Consider the following 12,646-nt stretch of genomic DNA (forward strand, 5'->3'; position numbering starts at 1 on the left):
ACTCCGTCATGCCTAGGTTCGAATCCTAGATCCCCAGCCATTTGCATGAGCCATTAGCTCAGTTGGTAGAGCACCTGACTTTTAATCAGGGTGTCGTAGGTTCGAGTCCTACATGGCTCACGTTGCGCGCGTATGGCGGAATTGGCAGACGCACTAGACTTAGGATCTAGCGGGAGACCGTGGGGGTTCAAGTCCCTCTACGCGCATACTTAGTAATAAAGAGGTTTAAGGCCATCGAGGCTTTAAACCTCTTTATTTATTAATGAGGAAATCTTAATGCGAAGGATCGGTCTGTGTAGCAGAGTCAACATTTTATCGTCTAGAAGCGAGTTTATAAACTCGCTGTAACGGGATCATGGCTGGCCGGTAATAGCCAGTATGAAATAATTAATTTTCATTTCTTTAAAATACATAGTGTAAACAAGGAATTCATGGGAGAAACTGAGATGGGGAAAACGATTACAACTAGCAGCAAAATGCATATTTAAAGTATTTGAGAGAAAAAACAAAAAAACATTTGCATTTTGTTTCGAAACCTGATATATTAACAAATGTCGCTGTTAAAGCAACAGTGTTCACGCGGAAGTGGCTCAGGGGTAGAGCATCGCCTTGCCAAGGCGAGGGTCGCGGGTTCGAATCCCGTCTTCCGCTCCATAATATGTGCCCTTAGCTCAGCCGGATAGAGCGTTTGACTACGAATCAAAAGGTCGGGAGTTCGAATCTCTCAGGGCACGCCATTTTAAATCATGAATATTCATTTACGGGACGTAGCTCAGCTTGGTAGAGCACCTGGTTTGGGACCAGGGGGTCGCATGTTCAAATCGTGTCGTCCCGACCATTAGTAAATGCGGGTGTAGTTCAATGGTAGAACTCCAGCCTTCCAAGCTGGTAGCGTGGGTTCGATTCCCATCACCCGCTCCATAATGTAAAGTAGAACCTTTGGATCCCAAAGGTTTTTTTATTTTCTACGGCTTGATGTTCGACTGTTTTTCTGAACGTAAGTATTACTCATCTCATAGTTCCGCCACACAGGTACCCATGAGGAAAGGGAGTAACGCACTAGAATCCAACCGGGTCATCCTTGAAAGATCAATGAGGGAATGATCGTCTTTAATAATAAACGCTATGAAAACGGCGAAATGCAATATCGCTTTGAGCAACTTAATTGTGCACCGAATCCGGCTGACAGGTGTCTGGAGTGACGGTTAGAAGCACAGCTGATAAAAAAATATTCGACGAGTACCGAATGACGTTTCATCATAAGCCTTTACGTTTAATCTACACATATCGGGCTTGCAAGGGCTGCCTGTCGTGAGCGAGAAGCCGCTGGCATTCACGTGAGCGATGCGGAATGCTTTGAAGGCGCCGCGGGCTTAAGGGGGACCGTCAGCGTTCTGTAAGACGTCGCATTCAGTTTGTCCGGTCTGCGTTCATTGGCGTACTTCTAAGAAGCAACGCAGCAGCTCAAGCCGTAAAGCGGTGGCTTTAGACCGAAGCGAAGGTCTTCGGATCGCTTATTTGCGCAGACAGCAAGTGGAGAAATGCAAGACGGGCATAGCCAATTATGCGCCGGAACAAGCATTCGGCAACATTGACGGCTAATGTTTGTTTTGCCTGAGATGGCTTTTTTTCGCTTTACCGCATAAATGGACTACATTGATGCCCAAGGTTGTGTTAAAATATGATTTATTGACTTGCAGTTAGGATGGAGGAGAACCATGTCGGATTCAGTCAGTCTTATTAACAAGAACACGTCCAACAATTTGCTGCGAAGAGATGTTCGGTTTCTCGGGCACATTCTGGGCGAGGTATTGGTTCATCAAGGCGGCAATGCGCTCTTTACCGTCGTAGAGAAAATTAGAGAGATGAGTAAATCGCTGCGCAACCAATATACCCCGGAAATGTATGAGGAGTTTAAGGAGACGGTAAACGGCTTGGAACCGGAAATACGGTATCAGGTCATTCGTGCGTTCGCGATTTATTTCCAGCTGATCAACATCGCTGAGCAAAACCAGCGTATTCGCCGGAAACGTGATTACGAACGGACAGCCGGCGAGAATGTGCAGCCGGGTTCGATCGAAGACGTCGTGCGGGAGCTGAAGGCGCAGCATATTAGCGCAGCCGAGGCACAAGAAATCATTCAAGGCATTTCTCTCGAGCTTGTCATGACGGCGCATCCGACGGAAGCAACACGCCGCGCGGTGCTGGATATTCATCAGCGCATCGCCAATGACGTGATGGAGCTCGATAATCCGAGCCTTACGTTCCGCGAACGCGAACAGCTTCGGGTGAAGCTGCTGGGCGAAGTCATTATGCTGTGGCAAACCGACGAGCTTCGCGACCGCAAGCCGACGGTTATCGACGAGGTGCGCAACGGTCTGTATTATTTTGACGAGACGCTGTTCGATGTGCTGCCGCAAGTGTATCAGGAGCTGGAGCGCTGTCTGAACAAGTATTATCCGGAGCAGCCGTGGCATGTGCCGACATTCCTGAAGTTCGGTTCCTGGATCGGCGGAGATCGCGACGGCAACCCGTCCGTTACGTCGAAGATTACTTGGGAAACGCTCAGGATGCACCGGCAGCTTGCGCTGGACAAATACGAAGAGCTGCTTCGCGAGCTGATGGGGCATATGAGCTTCAGCAAAAACATTGTGGAAGTAACGCAGGAGCTGCTGGACTCTATCAAAAAAGACCGGGAAAACATCGATCTTCGTTCCGATGAAGTATGGCGCAACGAGAAAGAGCCATATCGGATCAAAGTGAAATATATGATTGAGAAGATTAACAATACGGCGAAGCCGAATGTACCGGCAAGCAAGAAGTATAATAATCCGTCCGAGCTGATGGAAGATTTGAAAATCATCGAGCGCAGTTTGCGGAACCATTTCGCCGATTTCATCGCCGATTCCTACATTGCCAAGCTGATCCGTCAAGTGGAGCTGTTTGGCTTCCATCTTGCGAGTCTTGATGTGCGCCAGCACAGCAAAGAGCACGAAGCGGCCATGACTGAGATTTTGCAAAAAATGAGCATCTGTCCGAACTATTCGGAGCTGTCCGAACAACAAAAAATCGAGCTGCTTACGAATATTTTGAACGAGCCGCGCCCGATCACATCGCCGTATCTGAACTACTCGGAATCGACGAAGGAGTGTCTGGACGTATACCGGGTCATCCAAAAGGCCCAGCAGGAGTTCGGACGTCAATGTATTTCGAGCTATCTCATCAGTATGACCCAAGGGTCCAGCGACTTGCTGGAAGTGCTTGTATTCGGGAAAGAGGCAGGGCTATATCTTCATAACCCGGACGGTTCCGTCACGTGTACGCTGCAGTCGGTGCCGCTGTTCGAAACGGTCGACGATCTGCATGCGGCGCCTGAAATCATGGCGACGCTGTTCAAAATCCCGGCGTACCGCAACAGTCTGGAAAGCGCGAATCAGCTGCAGGAGATCATGCTCGGCTATTCGGACAGCAACAAGGACGGCGGCGTGATTACAGCCAACTGGGAGCTGCGTATGGCGCTCAGAAGCATCACGGAAGCGGCGAAATCCCACAATGTGAAGCTGAAGTTCTTCCATGGCCGCGGCGGCGCATTAGGCCGGGGCGGAATGCCGCTGAAGGACAGCATTATGGCGCAGCCAGCCGATACGATCGGCGGCGGGATCAAAATTACGGAGCAGGGCGAGGTGCTCTCGCAGCGTTACTCCATGAAGGGGATTGCCTACCGTTCATTGGAGCAAGCCACCTCAGCGCTCATTACAGGAGCTCTGAATGCACGTAACCCGCAAACCGACGCGGTGGAACCGATGTATACGGACATCATGCGTAACATTTCCGAGCAGGCGCAGCAAAAATACCAGGATCTCATCTTCCGCGATGCTGACTTCCTGACGTTCTTCAAGGAGTCGACGCCGCTTCCGGAGATCGGCGAGCTGAATATCGGATCGAGACCGTCCAAGCGGAAGAACAGCGATCGCTTCGAGGATCTTCGCGCGATTCCTTGGGTGTTCTCTTGGACGCAAAGCCGTTACTTGCTGCCGGCATGGTACGCCGCGGGTTCAGGCTTATACAGCTACTATCAGGATAAGCCGGAGCATCTGCGCGTAATGCAGGATATGTACAAGCAATGGTCGTTCTTCAAATCGCTGATCGATAACCTGCAGATGGCGCTTGCCAAAGCTGATCTGCTGATTTCCAAAGAATACAGCAAAATGATCAATGATCAACAAATCGCTGAACGGATATACAATCTGATCGAAGAGGAATATAAGAAAACATCCGCTTTGATTTTGCAGATTACCGGCCAGCAGGAAATACTCGACAACGTGCCAGTGATTCAAGAATCGATTCATTTGCGCAACCCTTATGTCGACCCGCTCAGCTATTTGCAGGTGCAGCTGCTGCAGGAACTGCGCGCCCTTCGCGATCAAGGCAGCGACGATGCGCTGCTGCTGCGTGAAGTGCTGCTCACGATCAACGGGATTGCCGCAGGCCTTCGCAATACGGGCTGATCCTCGCTGTCATAAGAGCGTTTATTCGAAAAGTCGGAGCTGCTCCGGCTTTTCTTTTTGTTTGTTCGGACCGAAAAACGAAGAAGCGACTGGTGTATGAGGCGCGAATCAGCAGACACGGGTTATGGAGTCGAACGTAACGGACTTCCGGCATGAACAAGTATGTTTGAAGCAGGCTTGTGCAACCTATGTTATACCGATATCTTGGCTCGACAACGCTTGCTGGCTTGCTCAGCCCGAGACGGGTTTTACGGCAGAAGACATCATACGGTGGTTGGCGCCGTACGATGCGGCGGAACGGCCTGCTGGGGCCATTGCACAGGATTTTCTTTTGAGTGAGACTGTACAGGGGTGGCAATCGTTTGGTATTCTTTTCTTAATGGCAGGAATTGCGATAGCCGAAAGAGGGGCATCCGGCTCCTGATGAACCGTGCAGTATCGAGGCTTGCCTCGGACGGTTACGGAAGGTTGGAGGTAGGTCGGTGATTCAGATGGACACCCGGCTCGCCAAGCTGGCCCGTGGTGGGGACCGCGCGGCATTTGCCGAATTGGTGGAGCTGTACAGAGATAAAATATTTCATCTTGCATATCGAATGCTGCATAATCGTCATGAAGCGGAGGAGATTGCACAGGAAACGTTTTTACGTGTATATACGAACTTGGACCGCTATGACGAGAACCAAAAATTTTCCACATGGATTTATCGCATCGGCACCAATCTGTGCATTGACCGGCTGCGCAAACGGAAAGCGACGTTCTCGCTGGACGCTGAGCTGAATGAAGGCGAAGGCGGCGATTGGTATAATACGCTGGCCAGTCCGGAAGAATCGCCGGATAATCAAGTTGTACTGTCCGAAACGCAGCAGCAGATTCGGGAGTCGATCGAGACACTTCCGGAAAAGTATAAGGCCGTTGTCATTCTCAGATACTTGCAGGATTTATCGCTGCAGGAAATAAGCGATGTACTCTCCATGCCCGTTACGACCATCAAGACAAGACTGCATCGCGGGCGTGATTTTTTGAGGAAAAAATTGGAGAAATTATTGTAGCGATTTCTGAAACATAAATCCGAATCGCGCGTAATGTAATACACAAGCTTACTATGGAAAGATGAAAGGAGAGGCTGAACTTGGATTGTAATGAAGCCCTCCCTTTGCTGCACGAATATTTGGACGGGGGTCTGCAAGGACGGGATTCCGCAGCGCTCAAACAACATTTGCTCGTTTGTGCCGAATGCCGCAGACGGCTTCAGCAATTCGAGAAGATGGAGGCGCTGATCAGCGCGAAAACTCCGTCTGAAGTGCCGGAAGGGTTAACGGAGCGGATTATGCAGTCGCTTCCCCCGGTGAAGCGACAAAATCCTTTTTACCGGTGGGTACGCAGGCATCCGGCTGTGTCGGTGGCTGCCGTCTTTTTTCTCGTCATGTTTTCAAGCTTCGTTGCGTCCTGGAATGACAATCAGGAGCTGCTGGTGAAAGGATCGGATCTGGAGTCCGTTGTCATCAAGGGCAACACCGTTTATATTCCTGCGGGAGCGACGGTGAGCGGAGATTTGACGGTAGAGAACGGGGTTACGCAGGTGGATGGGGACATTAAAGGCAGCTTGATCGTGATCGACGGCAAGGTAAACCTCGCTTCGACGGCACATATATCCGGTCAAGTGAAGAAGATTGATGAAGCCTTCTCATGGCTCTGGTACAAAATGAATGCGTGGATCGTGCAGCTGTCAGATAGCAAATAGGCCGCAAGTCCCGTTTTTCGGAAATCCTCCCTATTCGGTGGTAGAAAGGGAGGGTTTTTTGCTGTAAATATGTTATGATCTAAGAGGGTAATCGCCTATAGAAAGAAAACACCGCGGCACGTTTGGGGGCAAGGGCCATGGACTGGATTACGGAGATCAGCATTAAAGATATTATCGATATATTGATCGTCAGTTACGTCATTTACAAGCTGATATTGGTGGTACGGGGAACGCGTGCCATTCAGCTCCTGAAAGGGATTCTTGTCGTGGTATTCGCCTGGGCGCTCAGCTCTTGGTTTAAGCTGAACACGCTGCAGTGGATGATGAATCAAATGTTTACGTTCGGTCTCGTGGGCGTCATTATTATATTCCAGCCGGAGCTGCGGCGTGCGCTGGAACAAATCGGACGAGGCAAGCTGTTCAGCCGGACGACGGTGGAAGACGATTCGGAAGTGAACCGCCGCATCAACGAGGTGCTGAAAGCCGTCAATTACATGGCCAAGCGCAAAATCGGAGCGCTGATGGTATTCGAACGGGAAACCGGCCTGAATGATTACGTGGAGTCGGGCATTCAGATCGAGTCGCACATCAGTTCGGAGCTGCTCATCAACATCTTCGTGCCGAATACGCCGCTGCACGACGGGGCGGTTATTATGCGGAAGCACCAGCTGATGGCTGCGGGCTGTTATTTGCCACTCTCCGAAAATCCGTTCATTAGCAAAGAGCTGGGAACGCGCCATCGCGCTGCAATCGGCATGAGCGAGGTGTCGGATGCCGTCTGCGTTACCGTTTCGGAAGAGACGGGACAAATTTCGCTGGCGATGAACGGGCATATTTTGCGGGATATTAAAGAGGACGCGCTGCTGGCCAAACTGTTCGAGGAACTGAAGCCGAAAGCGAAGATCAAAGAAAAGAGCTCCATTTGGAAATGGAGGCGAAAATAGATTATGGATCAATGGCTGCGCAACACGAATGTAGTTAAGGTGGTCGCCTTGATCATCGGCATACTGCTGTGGGCTGTCGTACGTATGGACGGAGGGACGATCTCGGGCACGACAAGCACGGGGATCAAAGAAGAGAAAATATGGAACGTTTCCGTCACGCCGAAGTATGATGCGGATCAATTTTATGTTCAGCTGATCGATCCGGCGCAAGTGACGGTGAGCTTGTCGGGTCGTGATTCCGTTTTGAAAAAAGTAATGAATGCGGCCAACTATTCCGTAGAGCTGGATTTGACGAAGGTGGGGAAAGGGGAGCATCAGCTGTCGCTGACCCCGGTCGGCTTCCCAACTAACGTCACGGTAAAGGTGAGCCCTGCCACGGTCAAAGTCGTCGTGGATGAGAAGAAGAACAAATCGATGCCGGTAACGGTCAATGTGACCGGGATTCCAGCCGTAGGCTTAAAAGCAGGACAGCCGGTTGTCAAACCGAAGCAGGTCACGGTGGCGGTCCCTAGCGGCAGCTACGACGCCGTGGAAACGGTACGGGCCGACGTCAATGTAGAGAAGGCGCAATCGCCGGTATCGAGCAAGGTCAAGCTTGTGGCGTTCGACAAGAACGGCAAGCCGATGGAGATGGCGACGATCAGTCCTGCGGTGGTCGATGTCGAGGTGCCGATTACAAGCCCGTTCACTATGGTGCCGCTGCAAGTGAAGCTGGTCGGGGAGCCGCCGCGCGGGTTTGCGGTAGCATCGATTCGCCAGAGCATCGACAAGGTGACCGTATACGGCCCACAGAATATATTGGATCGTCTCGAATTTTATGAGGGACCGCAAGTCAACTTGAATGACCTCAGGGAAGACAAGGAGTTCACGCTCCCGATTCCGCTCAAAAAAGATGTGAAGCAGCTCGACCCGGATAAAGTCGTCGTCAATGTTTCCGTGGTGCCTTCTGTTACGAAGACGCTGGACAATATTCCGATTTCGATTATCGGACAAAACGACGGGTTCAATACGAAGGTCATTCAACCGGAGACGAGCCAGCTGAGCCTTGTGGTCGAAGGCGCATCGACGCTGGTCGACAAGTTAAAGTCGCAAGATGTGCAGGCCATTCTCGATGTCAGCAATTTGCCGCCGGGCAAGCATGAAGTTCCGGTCACATGGAACCTGCCGACATTCGTGAAGCGAGGGCAGCAGCAGGAATACAAGGCAACGGTTGAAATTAGCGCGAAGCAAGTTGCAGGGCAATCGGTGAAGCCGGAAGCGGGGGCTGGCGCGGGCACAGGCACGATAACGCCGGCTCCCGGCGACTCGGCTGGAGCGGACACGAATCAGACCCCGCCTGCTTCGGCCGGCACGGACAAAAGCGAGAATCCTCCGGCTTCCGGCAGTACGGGAACAGAGGCCGGTCCTCCGGCGTCTGCCGGTGCGGAAGCGGGCGGTTCGCCTCCGGCTGCGGCCGGACAAGGGGAAGAAAAGCCGAAATCGCCATGATTTGACAATAAGTCTATTGACCAATGCGACATCATTCGCACATAATGGGAAGCAAATGCTAACAGAGGAGAATGCAAGCATGGGGAAATATTTTGGAACTGACGGCGTGCGCGGGATTGCGAATCAAGGGCTCACGCCGGAAATGGCATATAAAATCGGCCGCTGCGGCGGTTATGTATTAGCAGGGAAAGTAGAGAAGCCGAACGTTGTGATCGGGCGCGATACGCGCATCTCCGGTCCGATGCTGGAGGCGTCATTGGTCGCGGGATTGTTATCGATCGGCGCCAATGTCATTCGTCTTGGCGTGATCAGCACGCCGGGCGTAGCTTATTTGACGCGCTTGCTTAAGGCTGATGCGGGCGTGATGATCTCGGCGAGCCACAATCCGGTGGAAGACAATGGGATCAAATTTTTCGGGGCGGACGGGTTCAAACTTTCCGATGAAACGGAACTGGAGATCGAGCGTTTGATCGATGCGGCAATCGATGAGCTCCCGCGGCCGATTGGCGGCGATATCGGTACAGTGACCGACGACGAGCAGGCGAAATTCAAGTATTTGGACTATATTCGCGAATCGGTATCCTCGTCATTCAAAGGATACCGGGTTGCACTCGACTGTGCGAACGGCGCCGCGTACGAGCTTGCGCCTAAAGTATTCGAGGCGCTTGGCGCGGAAGTCATTACGATCGGGGCGGACCCGAACGGGCGCAACATTAACGATCATTGCGGCTCGACGCATCCGGAGCTCTTGCAGAAGCTCGTAGTCGAGAACAAGGCGCATATCGGGCTTGCATTTGACGGCGACGCAGACCGGCTCATCGCGGTTGATGAAACCGGAGCGGAGGTCGACGGCGATTACATTCTCGGCATTTGCGGCAATGCGATGAACCAAGCCGGCAAGCTGCGCGGACAGACAATCGTGACGACGGTCATGAGCAACATCGGCTTCTTCAAAGGAATCGAAGCAGCAGGCATGAAGGCGGCAAAGACGGCAGTCGGCGACCGTTATGTTATGGAAGAGATGCGTAAAGGCGGCTATAACTTGGGCGGGGAACAGTCCGGCCATGTCATCTACCTCGACTATAATACGACGGGCGACGGCATTCTTACCGCACTCCAACTGATGGATACGCTGGTACAGTCGGGCAAAAGCTTGAGCGAGCTGAAGGGCATCATGCGCAAATATCCACAGCAGCTCGTCAATGTGCGCGTCGGCGATAAAAGCAAGCTGAAAGGCAACACCGCCATAGAAACGGCCATTCGTCAAGTGGAAGAAGAGCTTGGCGATAACGGCCGCGTGCTCGTTCGGCCTTCCGGTACGGAATCGCTGATTCGCGTCATGGCGGAAGGGTCGGACAAGGATCAAGTCGATGCCTACGTGGCGCGCATTGCCGAAATCATTCAGCGCGAGCTGTCCTGAATTTGCCCATCATCCGGAATAATGAAAGGCCGCTGATGCCGAAGTAAACTGCATCTGCCCACGGTTAAATTGGTGTTTAGCCAAGGGCGGCAGTTCAGGTATCAGCGGCTTTTTTTGCTATATGAAATGGATGGAATCCCCATGAAAATAGCAGTTGCACTTTCATTGCAAAATGAATAAGATGGGTATATGTCTTTTATTCAAGCATAGAAAGGTGGGCAGAGGCTCGTTTCCATTGAAGCGCCAGAACTTGTGCAAGCATCTGGTGTTATTGCGGCTGTTGCAGTCCGGTCTTAAGTTTGCTTTGTTATAAGCAAACTTGTTCTACTTCTTCTGACGACGCAAAGGTTGCATAACATTCAGCGCGGATCAAGTTGACGAGGTGAAGGTGTTCGAATTTTTCGGCGGGGGCCTTCCGGTAGCGATCCAACACCGTTAAGTCGAAACGCAAAACGTCCGGGCGACCGGGCCGACAAACGTTCGGCAGGATCAAAGAGGCAATCGATTATTCGTTCTTTTGACAATCAGGAGGTTCTGAACATATGTGTGGTATTGTTGGCTATGTAGGGAAGCGTAATTCCCAGGATATATTGCTTGAAGGTTTGAAAAAGCTGGAGTACCGCGGTTACGATTCGGCCGGCGTTGCTGTGTACACGCAGGATGGACTGCAGATCAAGAAGTCCAAAGGCCGTCTCGCCAACTTGGAATCGAAGCTGAGCGATGCGCCGCTGAGAGGCACGATCGGTATCGGGCACACCCGCTGGGCAACGCACGGCAAGCCGTCGGATGTCAACTCGCACCCGCATACGGATAATTCGCATAAATTTTCCGTCGTGCACAACGGTATCATTGAGAACTACATTGCGCTCAAGGAAGAGCTGATCGCCTCGGGGCATGTATTCGTCTCCGAGACCGACACGGAGGTTATCTCGCACCTGATCGCAAGCCTGTATGATGGCGATATCGTCAAAGCGGTACAAAAAGCGGTAACGAAAATGAAGGGCGCATTCGCGCTGGGCGTATTGACGGAGTATGAGCCGGATAAGCTCGTCGCCGTACGTCTGCAAAGCCCGCTGATTATCGGTGTCGGCGAAGGCGAGAACTTTATTGGCTCTGACATTCCGGCGATCCTCGAATATACTCGAAACGTGTATATTTTGAACGACGGGGAAATGGCCGCTTTGACGAAAGATGGCGTCGAATTAATGACATTGGAAGGGAATTTTATTTCCCGGGAATTATTTCATGTCGATTGGGATATTATTACGGCGGAAAAAGCCGGATTTGATCACTTTATGTTGAAAGAAATTTATGAGCAGCCGAAAGCTTATCGCGATACGATGGGCGCTAGAATCGACGCGGCGAGCAACAAAGTTGTAATGAATGAAATCGGCATGACGCCGGAGCACATTCGCAGCATCCGTCACGTGCATATCGTTGCTTGCGGCACCGCATATCACGCCGGTCTTGTAGGCAAAACCGTGATCGAGAAGCTGACGCGCATCCCGGTGGAGACGGACGTCGCTTCGGAGTATCGTTACCGCGCACCGATTATCACGCCGGAAACGCTCGTCATCGTAGTCAGCCAGTCCGGTGAGACGGCGGATACGCTAGCGGCACTGCGGGAAGCGAAGCGCAACGGTGCGCGCGTTGTCGCGATTACGAACGTCGTGGGCAGCTCCGTTGCCCGCGAAGCGGATGACGTCATTGTTACGTGGGCCGGACCGGAGATTGCTGTGGCATCCACGAAGGCATATACGTCGCAGTTGATTGCTTTCTACTTGTTCGGTCTGTACTTGGCGCAATCACTTGGTACGCAGGATGCGTCCTATATCGCGGATGTGGTCGCTGCTATGCAAGAGATGCCGAATAAAGTCGAAGCGATTCTTGCGCAAGCCGACACGTTCAAAAATGCGGCGGAGCAAATCTCCACGCATGACAACTTGTTCTTCATCGGCCGTGGGCTGGACTACGCGGTTGCGTTGGAAGGCTCCTTGAAGCTGAAGGAGATTTCCTACATTCACTCGGAAGCTTACGCCGCCGGGGAACTGAAGCACGGCACGCTGGCGCTGATCGAAGAAGGCATCCCGGTGATCGCGCTCGCGACGCAGGAAGAGCTGTTCGAGAAGACCGTCAGCAACATTAAGGAAGTTAAAGCGCGCGGCGCGCATGTATTCGGCTTGAATGCGGAAGGCGAGACAGAGCTTGCGAAGGTTGTCGATGAAGTGCTGACGATCCCGGCTACACTCCCGCTGCTGATGCCGGCATTGTCGGTTGTGCCGCTGCAACTGCTTAGCTATTACGCTTCGCTTGCACGCGGCAACGATGTCGACAAGCCGCGTAACTTGGCGAAAAGTGTGACGGTAGAGTAATTGGTATAGCAATCCCGGTGATCCTTGAAAAAAGGTCATCGGGATTTTTTTATGCAGGCGTGCCCAGAGGCACGCATCTTCTTGCCGGTGGAAGTCCGGTCGCGGGAGGGGCCAAGCCCCCGTGTAGCTTGGATACTTGCGTATGGCGAAATCTGTGCGTAAAAGCGTATCGA

7 protein-coding genes and 6 tRNA genes are annotated in these 12,646 nt (G+C 52.1%); all 13 read left to right on the plus strand.

From position 1 onward, the window contains the following. The first annotated feature begins 47 nt into the window (after positions 1 to 47). The 13 genes from KXG62_RS33060 to glmS all read left to right on the plus strand — a co-directional run bounded on the left by KXG62_RS33060 (position 48) and on the right by glmS (position 12,473). A tRNA-Lys gene (locus tag KXG62_RS33060) sits at positions 48 to 120 on the plus strand. Between the two features lie 6 nt (positions 121 to 126). Continuing rightward, positions 127 to 206 (plus strand) — tRNA-Leu (locus tag KXG62_RS33065). A 373-nt stretch (positions 207 to 579) separates the two neighbouring features. Continuing rightward, positions 580 to 654, plus strand: a tRNA-Gly gene (locus tag KXG62_RS33070). A gap of 6 nt (positions 655 to 660) precedes the next feature. Beyond that, a tRNA-Arg gene (locus tag KXG62_RS33075) sits at positions 661 to 737 on the plus strand. Positions 738 to 761: 24 nt separating this feature from the next. Beyond that, positions 762 to 838: transfer RNA gene (locus KXG62_RS33080), tRNA-Pro, on the plus strand. 9 nt (positions 839 to 847) lie between these two features. Then, a tRNA-Gly gene (locus tag KXG62_RS33085) sits at positions 848 to 921 on the plus strand. Positions 922 to 1,718: 797 nt separating this feature from the next. Beyond that, positions 1,719 to 4,508 (plus strand): phosphoenolpyruvate carboxylase, encoded by a 2,790-nt coding sequence (gene ppc / locus KXG62_RS33090; protein WP_218096272.1) that lies wholly within the window; start codon positions 1,719 to 1,721, stop codon positions 4,506 to 4,508. 491 nt (positions 4,509 to 4,999) lie between these two features. Further along, positions 5,000 to 5,557, plus strand: a complete 558-nt coding sequence (gene sigW, locus KXG62_RS33095) for an RNA polymerase sigma factor SigW (RefSeq protein WP_425517408.1) — start codon at positions 5,000 to 5,002, stop codon at positions 5,555 to 5,557. Between the two features lie 80 nt (positions 5,558 to 5,637). Beyond that, on the plus strand, positions 5,638 to 6,249 hold the full coding sequence (locus KXG62_RS33100; protein WP_218096274.1) for a zf-HC2 domain-containing protein: 612 nt from the start codon (positions 5,638 to 5,640) through the stop codon (positions 6,247 to 6,249). Between the two features lie 137 nt (positions 6,250 to 6,386). Beyond that, positions 6,387 to 7,193, plus strand: coding sequence for a diadenylate cyclase CdaA (cdaA, locus tag KXG62_RS33105; protein ID WP_218096275.1), 807 nt, complete (start codon positions 6,387 to 6,389; stop codon positions 7,191 to 7,193). A gap of 3 nt (positions 7,194 to 7,196) precedes the next feature. Beyond that, positions 7,197 to 8,681 carry a CdaR family protein gene (locus KXG62_RS33110; protein ID WP_218096276.1) on the plus strand — a complete coding sequence of 495 codons (1,485 nt, stop codon included), beginning with the start codon at positions 7,197 to 7,199 and terminating at the stop codon, positions 8,679 to 8,681. Between the two features lie 79 nt (positions 8,682 to 8,760). Continuing rightward, complete coding sequence (glmM, locus tag KXG62_RS33115; RefSeq protein WP_218096277.1) at positions 8,761 to 10,101, plus strand: phosphoglucosamine mutase; 1,341 nt, start codon at positions 8,761 to 8,763, stop codon at positions 10,099 to 10,101. Between the two features lie 542 nt (positions 10,102 to 10,643). Then, a complete protein-coding gene (glmS, locus tag KXG62_RS33120; RefSeq protein WP_218096278.1) occupies positions 10,644 to 12,473 on the plus strand; it encodes a glutamine--fructose-6-phosphate transaminase (isomerizing) in 1,830 nt (609 codons plus the stop codon). The last annotated feature ends 173 nt before the right edge of the window (positions 12,474 to 12,646 follow it).

Source organism: Paenibacillus solanacearum, from assembly GCF_910593845.1.
Taxonomy (GTDB): domain Bacteria; phylum Bacillota; class Bacilli; order Paenibacillales; family NBRC-103111; genus Paenibacillus_G; species Paenibacillus_G solanacearum.